This is a genomic window from Microcoleus sp. S1D4 (genome assembly GCF_036700765.1).
Classification (GTDB): domain Bacteria; phylum Cyanobacteriota; class Cyanobacteriia; order Cyanobacteriales; family Microcoleaceae; genus Microcoleus.
Genome location: NZ_JAUBPP010000010.1, coordinates 200,953 through 219,517, shown reverse-complemented (window position 1 = coordinate 219,517; position 18,565 = coordinate 200,953). Strand labels below are relative to the sequence as shown.

The window sequence follows — 18,565 nt, the reverse complement described above, 5'->3', positions numbered from 1 at the left end:
AATGGTTATTAAATGGGATCGAAAAATCAAAAATAAAGGCAATGCTATTTTATCCGGTTTAGCTGCGTAGCAGCTTAGTAATGCTGAGACTGAGGTTTCTGATTCTGAGTGAGTTAGCGGCAGCCACAATCCCGATACAAAAATTCCCCCTTTAATCAACAATCCTAGAAATATCAGGGCTAAAGCTTCTGGCGGCGCACCCTTTAAACCCTCAAAACGAAAGGAATTATGAGTTTGATAGACTAGTACCGCGCCCACCAGATAAAATAGCATGGCGGTGTTGGTGATAAATAGATAGCGCAAAGCTACCCATAAAGAGCGATCGGTGCGAGGATAGGCAATTAACAGAAAAGCAGCAATCCCGCTGACTTCTAAGGCGACATATAAACTGACAAAATCTGCACAGACAAAGGGAGCATTTATGCTGCCGTGCAAAATAATCATCATAGAGTAAAAAAAAGCTGTTTTACCGCTGTCCCAACAGTAGAAAATTACCGCAGCAGTTACGATCGCATTTGTCAAGATAAAGTAGGCGCTTAAATTATCTGCGACTAATTCGACACCGAAATTATCTAGTAATTTTAGCGTTAAGGGTGACTTTTCCAGAAATAGCAGCAGCGCGTAGCCAGCCGAAACAAAGGTGATACCCAAGGCAAGATATTTGTCAAGCTTTGGGATGAGAGCAATCACGAACCCAATAAAAAATGGTAGTGTCAGCCAAGCGATCGTCAGGATATTCATTAATGGGTTTTAGGGCGTGTTATTTTTTTCAATCGCATCAAAAACTGAATCAAAAAGTCGATCGGGGATGGAAATATGTTTGCCGGCGAGTTATATCATATCCGATCGATTAACCAGGTTCGTAGTGCGAACTTTATTTATTGTGGCTAATCCACCAGACAGGATCTTAGTCGATCGCCCTTTGATGAGAATGGTTTTACACTGTTGACAACAGACAACTCCAATAATTGTTGTGGAGCAGGCAGGATGCCTGCTCTTTACAGGCTTTTGAGGAGAAGTTTAATAGAGATTTCTATTTTTCAAGTAGCCAGCATTTTAATCGCTCCTGCTAAGCAATTATGAATGCTACAATCCATCACAACAAGCCGCGATAATGAATAAAAACTAACACCACCGCCCACGAACCCAAGGCAACTTTCAGCGCCACCAAAATATTCAACAAAGGAAGCAACCCACCACTAATTAATGCTCCAAACTCTCCATGCGGCAACTCTATCCCACATAAAGTTATCGCAGACAAAAGAATAAAAACTAGCACCGAAATCTTCTCCCATGTCGCCGCGTGCCATTTTTCATAAATCCGCTGCATCCACTCGGATGATGAAGTAATTGCTACCAAGCCGATCGCAGTTCCGCCCGCTACACCCGCCGCAAAACCGCCCCCCGGAGTCAAATGCCCGCGCAGTGACAATTCAATACTCACCAAAGCCGCAATAGTTGCTCCTAAACGGGATAAAATAATAGATGGTTGATCCGTAAACTGATAAATTGTGCAGGACGGGTTTTCTGTAGCCAACAGAAATTTAGCTCCCATAATGGCGATCGTAAATACCACCACTTCAAAAATCGTGTCATAGAGCCGATTTCTGAAAATAATCGCCGATACTGCATTCGGAATCCCGCTATCCTTGACAATCAATTCTACTATTGCCAATCCCGATACACCTGACGTTGGGTTCGCAAAAAACAGCATTTTGATGTAAAGCAATATCCCCGCCCCAATGTAAACCCATTTCATTGATAATCCTCCCCTGAACCTGAAGCAAGTTTATAATCGAGACTCGTGTTTATTGATGAAATTTCCGGCTGCATGATGTCATACAGCCGTTGGATTCTCGTGACAGTTTTATAATGTTTGGTTTCTGCCACACCTGCGCTATCGCTATCTACCACAGGCACACAAGTTGCATGAATTTCTTTCTCCATCAGGGCGCGGTGTAAAGCCTCCGCACAGGTGAAAGGTACTACCTCAATACGGAGATAATATTGACCAAAAATTCGCCGAAACTCCTGCATCAAGGAGTTAAAATCGCGGGGACTTTTTACGCTCATTACTACTTTCAAAACATCGCCCTGAGACTCGACTTTCTCCTCTTCCAACACGCCCAAACGCATCACCAAGGACGATCGCACCGCCACGGCATAAAGCGTTATTGCCAGCATCGTACCCATCAATGCTTCTGTCAAGGCCACATCCGCAGCCCCAAACACTGAATAGATCAACGCTGCGATCGCACCTAATATGCCGCGAATGACTAGGGCATGGTAGGGATTCACCTGAACTACCACCATGCAAGCAGCCAAGGGCAACAGTGCAGTTAAAATATAAATGTAGCTATCATCATTCATAATATCTCCGGTGGAAACTCCGTCTGATTTTCTTCCCCGTCACTGGAACAGTGTGCAAAAACATACCCCAGCATTGTATTCCAAATTGCTAAGGAAATAATCGCCAAAATTAGCAGGGGCCATTCACTGGGTATTTGTAGCAGCAGCGCCACGAGGATCGCCATCGATCCCAAGGTATCGGAAACTGAAAGACTGTGTAACTTAAATAATACCGATCGCTTGCCCAGTAGGTGAGAAGTTCCCCAAAACCAGAAGAATACTCCTACAACCATCAAAAAATAACTCAAAACATCAATACTCATAGGTTGTCAAGTCGTTTTATGATATGTGCCAACAGCATTAATCCCGCATTTCCTACGGTGAGGATAATCGCCCCCACAGCGCCAATCATCCAATCATCGCGCAAGACAGATATGAACAAAGTCATAATTCCTGCCTTTGTGGAAATACTGGCCAATGCCAACATTTTCTGCCAAATATCATCATCCTTCCATGCTTCGTACATGGGGATGAGCATAGCTGCAATCATTGCAATTAGTACCAAGTTCATGGATTTTTCCTCGTCGGCAGAACCCTGTGGACTTCGTAGGAACCTGCGTGGTTGTGTCTCACAACAATTGTTTTGGGTGTAAAGGTAATCACAAATACATCCAAAAATATCATGATCGGCGACCTTTTGAGTTTTACCCGTTCCAGAATCATGTCTTCTCCGTTGTGGGGATTGACAATAATTTCAAAGGCTTCAATGTATGCTACCGGAATCGCAATCATAATTTTTTTAATCATTTTTAGCCAATCCTTAAACCTTTCCGGGGATGTATAGCCACGGGGGAGGAGAAATGCAATCAGCACACCAATGATGATATTTGCTACGCTCAGATCGGAAGTTAGCAAAAACCAAATCGTCAATCGTAATATCAAAGTTCCAATCATGCTAATGCCATCCAAAAGAGTACGATCAAACTTAGACTCATCACACCGATCAGATGATCGAATTCCTCAACTACACGCGGCAGTGCGATCGCCAACCGTTTAATAACTAAAACATAAATCAGCCACCCGATCGCGATCGTGCCAATTGCTTTGATGATGCTCTCAACCGTATAAGCATCTAAGTACACCACATTTGCGATAATTAGCCCGCTCGTTAAAAGTGCGATCGCTAGCCACAAACCGATTTTGATTTCTTGTTTGTCTCCACGGGGCAGAAAGATGAATTTAGCGAAGGCTATGGCTGTGCCAAGTGCGGCGATATTCATCGGGATCGCCTGCCAAGGTGCTAAACTTTTTAATGTCAACACTTTAGACCCAAATCCTGCCAACAAAGGAAAGCCAGAAATCGAGAGACTAGCGATAATTAGGGCAATCCAAAGATTTCGCTCTATCGGCTTAGATTGCAGTTCTTTGAAGTCTCTACTTGGTAATGAGCCGGCAATTAAAAATAAATTTGATTTCACTAAACCGTGAGCCAGAGCATAAAATCCCCCTACTGCAGGTGCTGCGAGAATAAAGCCTAACTGGGAAATTGTGCTGAAGGCTAACATCCGTTTTGTATCTTTTTCAAAGATGGCATAAAGTACCCCCATCAAGGCTGTTCCTACGCCAAAAATCCTGACAATATTACCAAGCTCGTCGGAAATTAAAGCACAGCGCAAGAGAGGTAAAATACTGGCTTTGATGACAATTCCTGATAGTAATGCTGAGACTGAGGTTTCTGATTCTGAGTGAGTTAGCGGCAGCCACAATCCCGATACAAAAATCCCCCCTTTAATCAACAATCCTAGAAATATCAGGGCTAAAGCTTCCGGCGGCGCACCTTTTAAACCCTCAAACAGAAAGGAATTATGGGTTTGATATACTAGCACCGCGCCCACCAGATAAAATAGCATGGCGGTGTTGCTGATAAATAGATAGCGCAAAGCTACCCATAAAGAGCGATCGGTGCGAGGATAGGCAATTAACAGAAAAGCAGCAATCCCGCTGACTTCTAAGGCGACATATAAACTGACAAAATCTGCACAAACAAACGGAGAATTTATACTCCCGTGCAGAATAATCATTTGAGAGTAAAAGAAAGCTGTTTTACCGCTGTCCCAACAGTAGAAAATTACTGCAGCAGTTACGATCGCATTTGTCAAGATAAAGTAGGCGCTTAAATTATCTGCGACTAATTCGACACCGAAATTATCTAGTAACTGTAGTTTAACGGGTGACTGTTCGAGAAATAGCAGCAGCGCGTAGCCAGCCGAAACAAAGGTGATCCCCAAGGCGAGATATTTGTCAAGCTTTGGGATGAGAGCAATCACGAACCCGATCAAAAATGGTAGTGTCAGCCAAGCGATCGTCAGGATATTCATTGATTGGTTTTAGGGCGTGTTATTTTTTTCAATCTCGCTGGTTTCCAACGTGGGATTGTCTCGTGCTAACTTCATCACACCCACCAGCATCAGGGCTTGAATTGAAAAGCCTATGACGATCGCCGTTAAGATGATCCCCTGGGGGACTGGATCGGCGTAAGCTCTATTTTTGACTTCTCCCATAATTGGGGTATACAAGCCATTGAGGGATGCAATCACGACATAATAGGCAATTACACCGGTACTCATCACGTCCATAGAGACGATTTTCATTACCAGGTTCTTTTTGAGGATGATACCAAAAAATCCGCACAGTATGGTGGCAAATACGAAGGCTTCTAACACAGAAGTTTTTGTGGCTTAAGGTTTGGTGATCATCATACATTATTTAGGTCTACTAATGGGAAAAGCGTGTTAAATTGGAGTAGCGATTACAATCAGGGCGATCGCGCTGGTGATGCAGCGAAAGGGCGATCGCAATTTTTTCTTTTCTCGCCAGACAGCGGGTGTTCTTTGTGTATCGCGATCGACTACCGCTCCAAACTCACACCGCGATATAGCTCCTCGATCGACACATCAAGCTGTATACTCTGAAATATCGCTCTATCTCCCGCACCATAAACTACCGTTTCCCAACGTTCCCCGTTCTCATCTTGCACCTGACGGCGACATTCTACCCGCATCTCATCCTGGGAGATTAAAACATATTCTTCCAAGGATTTAAGCTGTTGATAATCTGCAAACTTATCGCTACAATCGAAGTTTTTAGTGGAAGGGGATAGCACTTCCGCAATTAATTTAGGATAGCGCTTCACATAACGATCGCGCGGATCGCAGGTGACAAAGGCATCTGGATAGTAGAAAAACGCATCGGCATAATTCACCTTGACATCACTGGAAAAAAACTGACAGTCGCCATCACGCAGGTGAAGATTAATTGCGGTTAAAAAATTAATACTGAGACGGCTATGATTATCGCTACTTCGGGCCATTGCGTAGACTAAACCGTGCCGATATTCATGTCCGATGATATTATCGCGTTCGAGGGAAAGGTAATCTTGGGGGCTAAATCCAGACGGAATCGCAATTATGATGTGGGAGAGCAAATCAATAGTGTAATTGTAGCGAGTTGGGTTTTTGAAACTGCTGACAATGGATTTAATGGTACAGCCAGTTGTTCGGGCGCTGACGCTCGCGACTATTTGACATAGATAGTTTGAGCGGTAGAGAGAATTTATTGACGACGAATCCAGTTGGAACTGCGCTCGATCGCCTGTTTACTGATTAAATCAACTGGTCTGCTTAGCAGTGCTTCGAGTTCTTCCTGCATTTGGGCGCGATCGAGTAGACTCCAGTTGGCTGTGGGGGCAAAAGCAACTAGGATATCGATGTCGCTTTCTGCATGAAAGTCATCATTTGGTAATTAGTAATTGGTAATTGGTAAGACGGAGAATGAGCGTTAAACTCCCCCTAATATTCTTCACGAAGTCAGTATCTTCTCAATACGCCGATCGGGGATCAGCCACACGATCGCAACTAAAACATACAGCATGAAAGCAAACAACGAGTTCACAAAGGAAAGCAGGATTGCTGCTGCATAAATCACTACTGATACCTTACCCTTAAAGTCTCGCCCAAGTGCAATTGCCAGAGTAGAATCTTTACCGTGGTAAGAAATAAGGACACGAGTAAGAATGAAGTAAGCGATCGCAGCCAACAACAGCACAGTGCCATAAAGCGCAACTGGCCAGGCCGCGAAGTGATTCTCGCCTGTCCAGGCAGTGACAAAGGGAATCAGTGACAACCAGAACAGCAGATGCAGATTAGCCCACAAAACATTACCATTGACGTGCCGAGTCGCCTGTAACAAGTGATGGTGGTTGTTCCAGTAGATACCCAGATAAATAAAACTGAGTACATAGCTCAGAAATACTGGAACTAGCGGACGCAGCGCAGCTAAATCAGCTTGATGGGGCACTTTCAATTCGAGCACCATAATGGTGATGAGGATGGCGATTACACCGTCGCTGAACGCTTCTAACCTGCCTTTACCCATTTTTGTATATCCTCCTTTTCTGCTTGCGCTGCCAATCGCTTGTACTTCCAACAATAATTTAGCATAAGGTCGGTTGCAGTGATGTGTGATACCTCGATCGGCGATCGCTTGCACTTACCCACAAAGCCCACCATTTTGCTTGCCTAATCTCGGCTGAAAACAGATAACCTTAACGGACTTTTCGCTCATCTGTGGTTTAAGCAGTCGATCGGCACGACTTCTTATAAATACCCGATCGAGCAACGAGTAGAACGGGAGAAGCAGTCGTTGAAAAAAAAGCGATCGATTAAGGAAGTGCGATCGCGGTTATTTGACATAAATAGTTTGAGCAGTAGAGAGAATTTATTGACGGCGAATCCAGTTGGAACTGCGATCGATCGCCCTTTTAGTGATTAAATTAATCACTTTTGTTGCTGGGCTGACTAACTCGCCCTCACGGTTCATACGCCTCACTGCGATGAGCGATCGCGCCATAACAAATACCTGCACCACTTCATCGTCGATCGAGTAAATGACTCTGCAGTCCCCAATTCGGTAGCGATAGTACCCTGCATAATCTCCTTTGAGGGCTTTAATATTAGGGTGTAACCGAGGAGTTTGCTCGCTTCTGCTCCAGACATCGGGCAATTTTTTTCGCTAGCGCTTTGTCAGCATTGACATAAACCTTTTGAGCATCAGGATGGAGAACAACTTCATACATCAGATCGAAGACTTCTCCAGTTTGTGCAATCAGTTTTAGGGGTTGCTTGATTTTGCTTAACTCGCTCTAGCAATCCAGAAATTTCCAAAAGTTCTTGAGTTGCAGCTTCGCTTTCAGCATTTGCTAAGTAAGCCGCAAAATCAGCAAGCACTTGTAATCGTTCTGGTGATAGTTGCTTGAGTAAGTCATTAAGCTGGCGGTGTAATTCTGCGGGTGATATCAAATCTGCTGAGGATCGATCGTTCATTTGGGAATTATCCGTGCTTTTTCCTCATTTTACCGCAGAGGATTTTTGTTTGTCAATCTCCACTGGCTATCGCGATCTAGCCAAAGTTTACTCATCAAAATCGACTGCTAGATTCTGTATTTCTTCTTCTCAATGTAATCATCAATATTATTCAGCAGATGAGTTAGATATTTTACCAATTTATCTTTGTCATCAACTAACTTGCTCCAAAGTATTTGACTCGAAGCATCACAAAACGAAACATTTCCATGTGCCAAATCACATCGAATCTTAACCACAAAATTCAGAATGTCATCTATTTTTCTACTCGCAACTCCTAAATTTCCAAAGAAGCCATACATATCTATGAGTTCTTTGATAGTTTTAGCATCCAAATTTCCCGATATGGGAATATTAGATGGATCTAACAAAACCATCTCATCATCCAAAACCGATTTAATTAATTCCTGAAGATTGTCAGCTACGTTATCCTTTTTGATATATGAGTCTCTGAAACTTTTACTTTTATCGTTCAGCAACCACAATCTCTTTATTTTCGGACTTAAATCTTTATAAGTTAATTGCTCGACTAAAATAACATCATGAATTGCAGTTATACCATTTCTGATAGAAGATTCGACAAGATTGTATAATAGCAAGTAACAATGAGACTGCAAGATTTTTTGAATCTCGCTATCAACAATATATTCACCTGATGGGAAGATGATTGATTTAGAAGATAATGCACCAATTTGTTCAATTTTATCTACTAATTCAAAATATTTCTGGATTTCTGCCACTCGCCTTTTAAAGTCTTTAATGAACTCTTTCATAGGCTTTGACTTAAAAGCTTATCCTTAGCACAGTCAATTCTTGGTTTCATATTCTCAGGCTTATGAGTTTGGTAGCAGACTATTAGAATTAGGAGTTAGATCGAGATTACTGGTGTTGATGCGATAGAAAATATCATTCTTTACTTTTTCATCAGCTTTGTCTGAGAGAACTATCATTCTAAGCGAAGTATATTTAAACTTTCTTTGCCGTGAGGGTGCGAGAACGTTAAAATAGGAACCATTTAGAGAATCTAATGTTTGGAGATTACTCAATTGCAACTGATTTGTCAGAAAAGCTGCCAGAGTCATCACCCTCTGAGCTCCATCCACAATTTCTAGTCTTCCAGTTTCATAGATTTCTACGACAATCATGGCCGGAATAGGAACACCAATAATAATGGATTCAATGAATCGAGATTGACGATCTATATCCCATATCAATTCTCTTTGATATTCAGGGATATAAATCTCACTGAACCCTCCATCATCTTGTTCCACGTATTTATCGACTATGAATTCGATGGTGTATTCTGTGGTATGGTAGTCAATCTTTTGCCTTATTTCGTCAATCTGCTCTTCGGCGATATTGATGATGTCTTGCCTAATTGCTTGAGACATAAGCACCTGCGTCTATAATAACAAGGATATAAAAAGATACTCCAACTTTTGTTGGTATCTATATTATAGTACATTGCGAAGACTTTTCCAGTTTGTGCAATCAGTTTTAGGGGTTGCTTGATTTTGCTTAACTCGCTCTAGCAATCCAGAAATTTCCAAAAGTTCTTGAGTTGCAGCTTCGCTTTCAGCATTTGCTAAGTAAGCCGCAAAATCAGCAAGCACCTGTAATCGTTCTGGTGATAGTTGCTGGAGTAGGTCATTAAGCTGGCGGTGTAACTCTGCGGGTGATATCAAATCTGCTGAGGAGCGATCGTTCATCTGGGAATTATCCGTGCTTTATTTCTAATTTTACCGCAGAGGATTTTTGTTTTTAAATCCCACGGGCGGTCGCTATTTCAATCAATCAAATCTTTGTGTATTACAATATTACCTCAGTATTATATTAATTTGTTTCATAAAGAACATAACGAACAACGGCCCCTTCATACTCAATTTTTACAGCAGATTGCCATAGCATTTCTTCTGACCAGAAAGGTTCATCATAGTAAACTATCTCTAATGACAGGCAGGACAAATTCTCTGCGAGGATTGCTTCAGGCGATAAAGGTTCGTCGTATGATATATCGTTAGAAATATCTCTAGACCAAGGAGGCGGAGGCTCACCTGTAATGTATTGATAGTCCTGATTGGTGAATTGTTTTTCTCTCCATTTCACTGCTCGATCGGAGAACAAATCTGTTGCGCCGATAAACTCACCTCGCTCGGAAAAAATTTCGATAAAGCTAGTATTGTTTTCCCAACCATCATCACACAAGCCTGCAACGAACAAAAAAAATGTGTCTTGTCCAGCGATCGGAATCTTTACCAGACATAATTCACTAAGCGTCCACTGGGAATACCAGAAGTGACGCTCGAAAGCATCAGAAACAGCTTGAGGAATATTCTGCTGCGCTCTTTGGATTTCTACACAATCAAAACCTGAACTAACAAACTTTGCCAACAATTTAAGACTGGCAATTTTTTGATAAATCGGGCAAACGTCAGGGCATTTATTACAAACTACTGTCTCGTATAAAGTCACTTCAGGGTTCGCTTTCCAAAACTGCTCGTAAAACTGCCTGACGGCAAACTTTCTTTCATCTAAATCCATAACCATGACTATTTTTACTCTCCGATCGATCGAAAGACAGGCGCGGCGAAGATGGGATGAGAATTGGAAAAATGGGTGTGCGTGCGATCGCCTTGAGCGACTGCAATGAGCCCAGCGGAATTACGATCCGGTACAGCGCCCTATTATTCCCTGATAGTTTATTGAGAGAGTTTTGCTTGAAGAGCCTGAAATATTTGTTCTAGCTCAACCCTTGCTTCAAGTTGAAGTCGATACTACCACAAGTAAGCTTAAATCCCCATCAGCGCTAAACTAAGTTAGGTAAACGATCTTATATACTCATGACTATTTTTACTCTGCGATCGATCAAAAAAGACTTCGGCATCAAGGAACTCTTGACAGATGCCAGTTTCAGCCTCGATGAAGGCGATAAAGTCGGACTCATCGGCACCAACGGTTCCGGGAAATCCACCCTGCTGAAAATGATTGCCGGTATGGAGTCGATCGACTCTGGCGATCGCTGGGTCAATCCAGGGTCTACAATTGTCTATCTCCCGCAACAGCCCGATTTAGACGAAAATCATACGGTTTTAGAGCAAGTATTTGCCGACAGCGGCGAACAAATGGCTTTAGTGCGCGAATATGAGGAAATTTCGGATCAATTGTCCCACGGAAAAGGCGATACCGACAAGTTAATGGCGCGCCTGTCTGCGGTGTCCGAACGCATTGATCAGGTGGATGCGTGGGATTTGGAAACCAAGGCGAAATTGATTTTGACTAAGCTGGGAATTGAGGATTTTCATGCGAAAATTTCCGATTTGTCCGGCGGCTACCGCAAGCGAATTGCTTTAGCAACGGCTTTACTTTCCGAACCCGATGTGTTGCTGATGGATGAACCGACAAACCACTTGGATGCGCTGTCTGTGGAGTGGTTGCAGAACTATTTGAACGGCTATCGCGGTGCACTGCTGCTGATTACCCACGATCGCTATTTTCTCGATCGCGTCACCAATCGCATCCTAGAGATCGATCGCGGCGACCTTTACAATTATGCTGGAAATTACGCTTATTACTTGGAGAAAAAAGCCCTAGCTGAAGAATCCGCCGCCAGCACTCAGCGCAAATTCTCGGGAGTATTGCGGCGCGAGTTAGAATGGCTCAAAAAAGGGCCGAAGGCGCGCAGTACCAAGCAAAAAGCCCGGATAGATCGCATTAAAGACATGAGAGCAGAGGAATTCAAAACAGCCAACGGCAAAGTCGAAATTGCCACAGCGGGCCGCCGGATTGGTAAGAAGGTGATTGAGTTACTGAATATCAGTAAAGCTTACGACGATCGCACTTTAATTAAAGATTTTACCTACAATTTCACTCCCGAAGACCGGATTGGAATTATTGGCTGCAACGGTGCGGGAAAATCGACATTGATGGATATCATCACCGGACGCATTCAGCCGGATTCGGGTACTGTCGAAATTGGCACAACCATTCATATCGGTTATTTTGACCAGCATTCAGAGGATTTGACACCGAATGAAGACCAGCGAGTTATTGAATATTTGAAAAGTGTGGCGGAGTTGGTGCAAACGGCGGACGGGGAAATCATTACCGCTTCTCAAATGTTGGAAAAGTTTCTGTTTCCGCCGATTCAACAGTATGCACCGATTAACAAACTTTCCGGCGGGGAAAAGCGCCGGTTATTTCTGTTGAAGGTGCTGATGAGCGCGCCCAACGTGCTGATTCTGGACGAACCGACAAACGACTTGGACGTGCAGACTTTGGCGGTTTTGGAGGATTATCTCGAAGATTTTAACGGCTGCGTGATTGTGGTGTCCCACGATCGCTATTTTCTCGATCGCACGATCGACATGGTTTTCGCCTTGGAACCAGGAGGCAATTTGCGTTTGTATCCCGGCAATTACTCGGTGTATTTGGACTATAAAAAAGCCGAAGAAGCCAAGGAAGTGCAAGAACAAAAAGAAAAAGAAAAACTTGCACGCACCGCAGCATCTAACAACTCAAAACCCAAAGCTGTTACTTCAAAGTCTACCAAAGTTTCGTTTAATGATAAGCGGGAATACGAGCAGTTAGAGACTAAAATTCCGCAGTTGGAATCTGAGAAAGCAGAGATTGAGAAGATTTTGTCTAACAATGCTCCGAGCGGGTTTGCTGAGGTGAAGAAATTATCCGATCGTTTGGCGAAATTGACTCAAGAGATCGATCGGGCGACGGAGCGCTGGTTGGAATTGGCGGAACTGGTGAGTTAATTTTGGGCAGTGCTACTATAGATACAAAACCGATCGCAATCCTTAGCCTGTTTGTGCTTGTCAAGATTTTGGTAGCACTTCCGCACGCTCCCCTAAAAACGTTTTTTCCGCAGTCAAAATTTGAGATAGATTAGCAACAGAATCTTTGATCAAACCAGTAGCTTGACTTGGTAACAAGACATGATATCGTGTCCCCACGCACAACCCGGTTCTTAGTGCGGACTGAAGTCCGCAACATGAGGGCGGACTGAAGTCCGCACTACGAGCCTCTATCATCAAATTCAAGTTTTATGTCAAAATCGGCGAATTACCGCTAAACGGGGTTGACAAATATGGTAAAAAGTGTATAAGCAGTCATTTTGAGTAAGCTCGGTAGCAAAAAAGCGTCAAAAAGCCCAAAAGTAAGTACAACAAAAGTCGATCGGGCAAAGTAAATTGATTGACCACTAAAATATGGTGAGGTTAAGCTACAATTGACCTGTTCTGAGCAAAGAATTGGTCAACATCACAAGTATCTTGTAGAAGTCTGAACCAGACAATCTCAGGGTTGTCGAGCGGGAGCAAACAGAAAACTATGTCTCAAAAAGTAATCGCCAAACAGATGCCTTTGGAATCAACGTCAGATCCGATCGCCGTAGTGGCGACAGTCGAAAAAGTTCCAGCCGAAGCAGTGGCAGTTGAGTCCTACGCCGATCGGTTGATGGACGAACTGTTTGAAGGAGTCGATCGAGCCTGCGACGGCAGCGGCGGACTGCCAGCCGAGCCGACACGGCCAGAATTCGTGGCGCTCAAATCGATCTCGGTACCTCAAATAGTTTTGTCGCAGTTGACACCCCAGTCTCCGCAAGCTAGCGAAAAAGACGTAGAAGCGCTCGCCCGCCAAGTCGCTCTAGAAACAACCAAAAAACAGCAGTCTAAACAATCATTCGACAAAATCCTGCTGGGAGCAGCATTTGGATCGCTGCTATTAGTCATGGGATTGTGGCTCGCCAGCAGATCTGGACTGGTACGCTTGCCCGCCGCCGTCGCCCCCGCACCAGAAACGCCAACTGCAAGCGGGAAAACAACACCAGACACGCAGTTTGTAGAATACGCGCAGCGCTCGCTAGTATCGATCGAACAAAACAAAGCACCCCAGTCCAAATCGCAACTTGCCGGACTTCCTGGAGCCGCCACACCAGGGACGCTGCCGAGCATTGCAATTTCCGGCGCGCCGCCACCAACCGCAGGTCTTTCCACAGCAGTCAACCGCATCGCTGATGCCCTAGAACAAGTCGCCGCGCAGCCGGGAGCACCCGCGCCCCAAGTCGTAGTCATCCCTCCCCCCGCTCAGGTGACGGTGGCTCCGGCTCCTCCAGCTCAGGTGACGGTGACTCAGGCTCCTCAAACCGTCGCAGGTTCTCCCTCGTCGGCTGCTTCAGTCTCGGGTAGGGCGATCGCAGCAGCCGGGAATCGAAGTCCCGTGGCCGCTGCCCCCGCCCAGTCGGAGGCTCCCCAGCCGAAGATTTTGGCTCGCGAAACCGAACCGGCACCAGCAGCAGGCCAATCTGCGCCGGCACCAGCAGCGAGGGAATCGGCACCTGCCGTCAGCAGCGCCTCGACTTCCGCGCACACGCTGGTGGGAATTTTGGAGTTGGGCGATCGATCTGCTGCTTTGTTTGAAGTAGACGGCGTAGCCCGCAGAATTTATGTGGGCGAAAGCATCGGCGCTAGCGGTTGGACTCTGGCAGAAATCAAAAATCAAGAAGCTGTGATCCGCAAGGGCGGAGATGTGCGATCGGTTTTTGTCGGTCAAAAGTTCTAATAGGTCATTAGTCATTAGTCATCAGTCATCCGTCATTAGTCATTAGTCATTAGTCATTAGTCATCTGTTACGGGTTGGTGATCGGTAATTGGGTAATCGGTAATTGGTAATTGGCAATTATGAGGCTGTACTTCACAAAGGTTGAAAAGAGTTATATATAGCCTTTCTCAAAAAAGTGAGGTATGTAATAAGGCTTTAAAGTCCCGATATTCAGGGAATAGGAGTGCACCTCATCTTTTTAAGAAAAGCTATAATAAGCCACAACAAATGATTGATGACTAATGACTAATGACTAATAACCAATAACCAATAACCAATAACCAATAACTAATAACCAATAACTAATAACCAATAACTAATAACCAATAACTAATAACCAATAACCAATAACTGAGGAATTATAAAAAAAATGGGCTTATTTGACGATTTCAGCCGCTTTCTAGAGACCAAATTAGAAGAATTTTTACGCAGCAATCCCCATCTGGAATTGCAAGCAATAGAAGAACAACTCAAGGAACAAGAAGAAGATACTCTGCGGCTGATTCTCGAAATCCAGAAACAAGAAAAAACACTGCAAGCAGAAATTCTCTCTGCCGCCCAAGAAATTCAACGCTGGAACGATCGAGCAAACAAAGCTAAAGCAGCTCAAAGGCTGGATTTAGCTCAAGCAGCCCAAGAGCGACAAGCGGCTTTGCTGCGTCAGGGAAATCAGCGCTGGGGACAAATGCAGGGCTGCAAAGAACGAATTGAAAGAGCAAAAGAACTGTACCGCCAAATTCAATTGCGGCGAAAAGAAGTTCGCTCAAAAGCAGCGGAAGCGGCTGTGGCCGCGGCCGCTCAAACTACTACTAAAGCAGAGCAGAATTGGGATACCAAGGGTTGGAATCAAACCTATAATTATAACAGTTTTAATGCTGCAGACCCTCTCGAAGACAAGTTTCAACACTGGGAAGCTCAGGAAGAACTCGATCGCATGAAGCGCAACATAGGCAGATAATTATCTATAGCGATCCGACTAAACGAACAGACCATTGTCACAAAAAAGGTTTGTAGTGCGGACTTGCATACGCTTGCTTGGCGGAGGACTTAAGTCCGCACTACGAACGAATCTGATTGCGGTCAATGGGACATCATATGACCGATAGATCAAAAATTTATGCAGCAAGTCTATTTGAGATTAAATAGCATTCTCAGATTGTAGGGACGATTTTGGCAAATCCAGCCTGTCACCCATAACATAGAGAAATAGTCGCCTTTATGGCATCATAGAAACTTGTCCCTCACATAACTGAAATTGATGACCGCTCAAAACTCCCCGGTTTCCCCCATCACTTGGAAAGAAGACAGAGTTCTGCTAATTGACCAAAACCGACTGCCTCAAGAATACGGCACTGTCGAAATTCGCCACTCTCAAGATATGGCTGAGGCGATTAAAACTATGATAGTCCGAGGTGCTCCGGCGATCGGCGTAGCGGCAGCCTACGGGATGTATTTGGGCGCGAGAGAAATTGAAACGGGCGATCGCACCGAATTTCTCGCTAAACTAGAACAAGTTGGTGAATTATTGCGATCGACTCGTCCCACAGCCGTTAATTTGTTTTGGGCGATATCCCGAATGCTCAAAACAGCCGAAAAAACTAGCGGTTCCGTCGAACAAATCCAAAAAACTTTGTTAGAAATGGCAAAAACCATTCAAGCCGAAGACTTGCAAACTTGCAAAGATATCGGCGACAAAGGCTTAGAAGTTCTGCCAGCAACACCCGAAAAATTGAACTTACTAACTCACTGCAACGCCGGTGCCTTAGCTACAGCAGGCTACGGAACAGCATTAGGTGTAATTCGTTCTGCTTGGCGAGAAGGCAGACTCGGTAGAGTATTTGCAGACGAAACTCGTCCCCGTCTCCAAGGTGCAAAACTCACAACTTGGGAATGCGTGCAAGAAGGAATTCCCGTCACATTAATAGCCGACAATATGGCTGCCCACTGCATGAAACTCGGCATGATTCACGCAGTAGTTGTCGGTGCAGACAGAATCGCTGCTAACGGCGACGCAGCCAATAAAATTGGTACTTACAGTTTAGCAATTGTTGCCAAAGCTCACAACGTCCCCTTCTTTGTCGCCGCACCTTTATCAACAATTGATTTTGAACTTTCAGACGGCCGCAAAATCCCCATTGAAGAACGCAATGCTGTGGAAATGTATCAAGTTGGAACTACGCGAATTTGTCCAGAGGGTGTAGAATTTTACAATCCCGCTTTTGACGTGACTCCGGCCGAATTAATTTCAGGAATTATCACGGAACACGGCACGGTTGCTCCTGGAAAATTGAAACAGTTTCAAGCAAAACAATTAGTTTAATTGTATGTTACTCACCCGCTCTATTCACGCAAAGTTGTTGCAAATAATCCCGCTTTTGTCAAGTAGGTTTGCCGATAAATTTCAGGGAAAGATTGAGGGAGAATTTTTAGAGGAACGCCAAACAACTGTTAGGACAAAGCAGTTCTGTTTTCCTAGCGCGACTCAAATTTGCAGCAATGCTACAAGCCGGATTCGTAGCTGTCGCAATCGGCAGAGGAAAGTTGCGATCGCAGCTATAACTTTGCCAGTAGTTTTTGCTACAGTCGCTCAGGCTCAATTGTCGCCAACCTTGAAAGCTCAGGAATCAGCAGCTAAACAATATGTGGCAGCGATGAATAAAGGTCAGCAAGCCTACTATGCAAACAATACGGGTTTTACAAGTTCTGTTGCCAATCTAGGTCTAGGTCGCATTAAAGCTGACACAGTTAATTACAAATATTCAATTAATACCGGCAACAAAGCTGTATTTAATTATGCAGTGTCGAATCAAGCTAATCTCAAAAGTTTTGTGGGAGGAGTTTTTTTAGTAGGCAACAAGAGGCAAACAATTTTGTGCGTAAATGTAGCTTCCGGCAAGATTAAACCAGCTAATCCCATTAATACTAATGGGGTTTTAAACTGCGCTGCTAAAACAGCAAAAATTGTTAAATAAACTATCTTTAATTTATGTGTAATTTGGCAGACAATTGGATTGTCAGCGCAGATATTGCTAAGCAATTGCTATTAGGAGGGGCGACTCTGCTTGATGCTCGCGAACCTGTTTTAAAGTGGTTTTGCCGTCTGCCGCCAGCTATTCCCGTAACTTGGCAGCAATTTGCCTGTTCCGACTTTCCGCAGCAAGGTAAAATTCTCGAAGATGATGCAGTTTTAACAGAAAAATTGCAAGCATTGGGGATTTGTCAAGACCAACCAGTCATTGTCATTGCGGATTCCGCGAAAGGCTGGGGCGAAGACGGGCGGATTGTTTGGATGCTGCGAACTTTGGGACACGAAAAAGCTGTGTTTGTCGATGGAGGATATCGAGCTTTTGTTAAAGCTGGAATCGATCGCACAAACCGCACAAATCATCCATCGCAGCCAGGAGATTTTATTGTATCTCGCCGCTCGAATTGGGAAATTAATCGGGATGATTTAAAAGCTATTTTAGGCAATGCTAATTTAGCAGTGATTGATGCGAGGGAACCGCGAGAATACGCAGGTAAAACGCCTTACGGAGAAACCAGGGGCGGTCACATTCCCGGTGCGGTGCATCTCTACTACAAAGAGTTAATGGACAAACAGGGAAAACTGCTGGAACGCCAGGAAATTGTCGCTATGTTGCAGCAGAAAGGAGTTTCGCAGTCAACTGAAATTGTGAGTTATTGTACTGGGGGAATTAGGTCTGCATGGTTAACTTGTGTCTTGACAAGTTTGGGATTTAATGCTAAGAATTATGCAGGTTCAATGTGGGAATGGTCGGCTGCGCCGGCGGATAGCTATCCTTTGGAAAAAAAACCTAGGGCGCGTTAGTTTGGAGCTTTTAATTTATAGTTGAAATAACGATAGGTGACGCACTTTAGAGTTTCAGTGGTAGGGAGCATCTCAGTTTTACAACAAGCATTTTTTTATTTATTATAGTGCGATCGTCCCTCCGAGCGAGTAGAATCCGCTCGCGGGGACGATCGCACTATAAATGCTTGCACACAGATGCTCCCCCGATCGCGATCGCAAGTTGTACAATACGCTCGCGGGGACGATCGCACTATATAATGCAAAACACCAGATGATCCCGGTGCGTCAGCTTGGAGTTTCTCAACTAACTCCTGCACCCTACAACTGACTTACCCTATTTTCGCTGTGACAAAACCGGCTAATTTATCGGGCATTTAAC

General features: G+C 44.3%; 23 protein-coding genes and 1 pseudogene. 7 read left to right on the top strand and 17 right to left on the bottom strand.

What is annotated here, in order from left to right:
• The 17 genes and pseudogenes from QT998_RS13320 to QT998_RS13240 form a co-directional block, all read right to left on the bottom strand.
• Positions 1–741, bottom strand: a 741-nt coding sequence (locus QT998_RS13320) for a proton-conducting transporter transmembrane domain-containing protein (protein WP_333218039.1), incomplete at its 3' end; no start/stop codon positions are given.
• A gap of 355 nt (positions 742–1,096) precedes the next feature.
• Positions 1,097–1,759: a Na(+)/H(+) antiporter subunit B gene (locus QT998_RS13315; protein WP_333118698.1), complete on the bottom strand. Its 663-nt coding sequence runs from the start codon at positions 1,757–1,759 to the stop codon at positions 1,097–1,099.
• Positions 1,756–2,370: a DUF4040 domain-containing protein gene (locus QT998_RS13310; RefSeq protein WP_333087242.1), complete on the bottom strand. Its 615-nt coding sequence runs from the start codon at positions 2,368–2,370 to the stop codon at positions 1,756–1,758. The genes QT998_RS13315 and QT998_RS13310 overlap by 4 nt, the downstream gene beginning before the upstream one ends.
• Positions 2,367–2,672 carry a monovalent cation/H(+) antiporter subunit G gene (locus QT998_RS13305; RefSeq protein WP_333087243.1) on the bottom strand — a complete coding sequence of 102 codons (306 nt, stop codon included), beginning with the start codon at positions 2,670–2,672 and terminating at the stop codon, positions 2,367–2,369. The genes QT998_RS13310 and QT998_RS13305 overlap by 4 nt, the downstream gene beginning before the upstream one ends.
• Positions 2,669–2,920 (bottom strand): hypothetical protein, encoded by a 252-nt coding sequence (locus tag QT998_RS13300; RefSeq protein WP_333087244.1) that lies wholly within the window; start codon positions 2,918–2,920, stop codon positions 2,669–2,671. Before QT998_RS13300 ends, QT998_RS13305 begins: the two co-directional genes overlap by 4 nt.
• Complete coding sequence (locus tag QT998_RS13295; protein WP_333118696.1) at positions 2,917–3,303, bottom strand: Na+/H+ antiporter subunit E; 387 nt, start codon at positions 3,301–3,303, stop codon at positions 2,917–2,919. Before QT998_RS13295 ends, QT998_RS13300 begins: the two co-directional genes overlap by 4 nt.
• Entirely contained in the window at positions 3,300–4,727 is a 1,428-nt protein-coding gene (locus tag QT998_RS13290; RefSeq protein ID WP_333118694.1) for a cation:proton antiporter, read from the bottom strand. The genes QT998_RS13295 and QT998_RS13290 overlap by 4 nt, the downstream gene beginning before the upstream one ends.
• 9 nt (positions 4,728–4,736) lie before the next feature.
• On the bottom strand, positions 4,737–5,072 hold the full coding sequence (locus tag QT998_RS13285) for an NADH-quinone oxidoreductase subunit K (RefSeq protein WP_194009618.1): 336 nt from the start codon (positions 5,070–5,072) through the stop codon (positions 4,737–4,739).
• 185 nt (positions 5,073–5,257) lie between these two features.
• Entirely contained in the window at positions 5,258–5,833 is a 576-nt protein-coding gene (locus QT998_RS13280; protein ID WP_333118692.1) for a Uma2 family endonuclease, read from the bottom strand.
• A 128-nt stretch (positions 5,834–5,961) separates the two neighbouring features.
• A pseudogene (locus QT998_RS13275) lies at positions 5,962–6,129 on the bottom strand (nucleotidyltransferase family protein); the annotation flags it as partial.
• Between the two features lie 78 nt (positions 6,130–6,207).
• Complete coding sequence (locus QT998_RS13270; RefSeq protein WP_333218037.1) at positions 6,208–6,897, bottom strand: TMEM175 family protein; 690 nt, start codon at positions 6,895–6,897, stop codon at positions 6,208–6,210.
• 228 nt (positions 6,898–7,125) lie between these two features.
• Positions 7,126–7,410 carry a type II toxin-antitoxin system RelE family toxin gene (locus QT998_RS13265; RefSeq protein WP_333118690.1) on the bottom strand — a complete coding sequence of 95 codons (285 nt, stop codon included), beginning with the start codon at positions 7,408–7,410 and terminating at the stop codon, positions 7,126–7,128.
• Between the two features lie 65 nt (positions 7,411–7,475).
• Positions 7,476–7,730, bottom strand: a complete 255-nt coding sequence (locus QT998_RS13260; protein ID WP_333087250.1) for a hypothetical protein — start codon at positions 7,728–7,730, stop codon at positions 7,476–7,478.
• Positions 7,731–7,837: 107 nt separating this feature from the next.
• Positions 7,838–8,542, bottom strand: coding sequence for an MAE_28990/MAE_18760 family HEPN-like nuclease (locus QT998_RS13255; RefSeq protein ID WP_333118688.1), 705 nt, complete (start codon positions 8,540–8,542; stop codon positions 7,838–7,840).
• Between the two features lie 60 nt (positions 8,543–8,602).
• Complete coding sequence (locus tag QT998_RS13250; protein WP_333118687.1) at positions 8,603–9,160, bottom strand: DUF262 domain-containing protein; 558 nt, start codon at positions 9,158–9,160, stop codon at positions 8,603–8,605.
• 63 nt (positions 9,161–9,223) lie between these two features.
• Positions 9,224–9,478 (bottom strand): hypothetical protein, encoded by a 255-nt coding sequence (locus QT998_RS13245; protein WP_333118685.1) that lies wholly within the window; start codon positions 9,476–9,478, stop codon positions 9,224–9,226.
• 124 nt (positions 9,479–9,602) lie between these two features.
• On the bottom strand, positions 9,603–10,310 hold the full coding sequence (locus QT998_RS13240; RefSeq protein WP_333218035.1) for a hypothetical protein: 708 nt from the start codon (positions 10,308–10,310) through the stop codon (positions 9,603–9,605).
• 299 nt (positions 10,311–10,609) lie between these two features.
• On the opposite strand from QT998_RS13240, the gene QT998_RS13235 reads away from it, so the two are divergent.
• The 7 genes from QT998_RS13235 to QT998_RS13205 all read left to right on the top strand — a co-directional run bounded on the left by QT998_RS13235 (position 10,610) and on the right by QT998_RS13205 (position 18,514).
• A complete protein-coding gene (locus tag QT998_RS13235; RefSeq protein ID WP_333118682.1) occupies positions 10,610–12,532 on the top strand; it encodes an ABC-F family ATP-binding cassette domain-containing protein in 1,923 nt (640 codons plus the stop codon).
• Positions 12,533–13,106: 574 nt separating this feature from the next.
• Entirely contained in the window at positions 13,107–14,336 is a 1,230-nt protein-coding gene (locus QT998_RS13230) for a hypothetical protein (RefSeq protein WP_333087259.1), read from the top strand.
• A gap of 409 nt (positions 14,337–14,745) precedes the next feature.
• Complete coding sequence (locus tag QT998_RS13225; protein WP_333087261.1) at positions 14,746–15,333, top strand: TIGR04376 family protein; 588 nt, start codon at positions 14,746–14,748, stop codon at positions 15,331–15,333.
• 300 nt (positions 15,334–15,633) lie between these two features.
• Positions 15,634–16,695: an S-methyl-5-thioribose-1-phosphate isomerase gene (gene mtnA, locus QT998_RS13220; RefSeq protein ID WP_333087262.1), complete on the top strand. Its 1,062-nt coding sequence runs from the start codon at positions 15,634–15,636 to the stop codon at positions 16,693–16,695.
• Between the two features lie 4 nt (positions 16,696–16,699).
• Positions 16,700–17,347 (top strand): type IV pilin-like G/H family protein, encoded by a 648-nt coding sequence (locus tag QT998_RS13215; RefSeq protein WP_333087263.1) that lies wholly within the window; start codon positions 16,700–16,702, stop codon positions 17,345–17,347.
• A gap of 14 nt (positions 17,348–17,361) precedes the next feature.
• Positions 17,362–18,204, top strand: coding sequence for a sulfurtransferase (locus QT998_RS13210; RefSeq protein WP_333087264.1), 843 nt, complete (start codon positions 17,362–17,364; stop codon positions 18,202–18,204).
• 163 nt (positions 18,205–18,367) lie between these two features.
• Positions 18,368–18,514, top strand: coding sequence for a hypothetical protein (locus tag QT998_RS13205; RefSeq protein ID WP_333118681.1), 147 nt, complete (start codon positions 18,368–18,370; stop codon positions 18,512–18,514).
• Positions 18,515–18,565: the final 51 nt, after the last annotated feature.

Bases quoted from the DNA above. Each gene is read 5' to 3' on its own strand.
- QT998_RS13315 (WP_333118698.1), bottom strand. From the start codon at position 1,759: ATGAAATGGGTTTACATTGGGGCGGGGATATTGCTTTACATCAAAATG.
- QT998_RS13310 (WP_333087242.1), bottom strand. From the start codon at position 2,370: ATGAATGATGATAGCTACATTTATATTTTAACTGCACTGTTGCCCTTG.
- QT998_RS13305 (WP_333087243.1), bottom strand. From the start codon at position 2,672: ATGAGTATTGATGTTTTGAGTTATTTTTTGATGGTTGTAGGAGTATTC.
- QT998_RS13300 (WP_333087244.1), bottom strand. From the start codon at position 2,920: ATGAACTTGGTACTAATTGCAATGATTGCAGCTATGCTCATCCCCATG.
- QT998_RS13295 (WP_333118696.1), bottom strand. From the start codon at position 3,303: ATGATTGGAACTTTGATATTACGATTGACGATTTGGTTTTTGCTAACT.
- QT998_RS13290 (WP_333118694.1), bottom strand. From the start codon at position 4,727: ATGAATATCCTGACGATCGCTTGGCTGACACTACCATTTTTGATCGGG.
- QT998_RS13260 (WP_333087250.1), bottom strand. From the start codon at position 7,730: ATGAACGATCGATCCTCAGCAGATTTGATATCACCCGCAGAATTACAC.
- QT998_RS13255 (WP_333118688.1), bottom strand. From the start codon at position 8,542: ATGAAAGAGTTCATTAAAGACTTTAAAAGGCGAGTGGCAGAAATCCAG.
- QT998_RS13250 (WP_333118687.1), bottom strand. From the start codon at position 9,160: ATGTCTCAAGCAATTAGGCAAGACATCATCAATATCGCCGAAGAGCAG.
- QT998_RS13245 (WP_333118685.1), bottom strand. From the start codon at position 9,478: ATGAACGATCGCTCCTCAGCAGATTTGATATCACCCGCAGAGTTACAC.
- QT998_RS13240 (WP_333218035.1), bottom strand. From the start codon at position 10,310: ATGGATTTAGATGAAAGAAAGTTTGCCGTCAGGCAGTTTTACGAGCAG.
- QT998_RS13235 (WP_333118682.1), top strand. From the start codon at position 10,610: ATGACTATTTTTACTCTGCGATCGATCAAAAAAGACTTCGGCATCAAG.
- QT998_RS13230 (WP_333087259.1), top strand. From the start codon at position 13,107: ATGTCTCAAAAAGTAATCGCCAAACAGATGCCTTTGGAATCAACGTCA.
- QT998_RS13225 (WP_333087261.1), top strand. From the start codon at position 14,746: ATGGGCTTATTTGACGATTTCAGCCGCTTTCTAGAGACCAAATTAGAA.
- mtnA (WP_333087262.1), top strand. From the start codon at position 15,634: ATGACCGCTCAAAACTCCCCGGTTTCCCCCATCACTTGGAAAGAAGAC.
- QT998_RS13215 (WP_333087263.1), top strand. From the start codon at position 16,700: ATGTTACTCACCCGCTCTATTCACGCAAAGTTGTTGCAAATAATCCCG.
- QT998_RS13210 (WP_333087264.1), top strand. From the start codon at position 17,362: ATGTGTAATTTGGCAGACAATTGGATTGTCAGCGCAGATATTGCTAAG.
- QT998_RS13205 (WP_333118681.1), top strand. From the start codon at position 18,368: ATGCTTGCACACAGATGCTCCCCCGATCGCGATCGCAAGTTGTACAAT.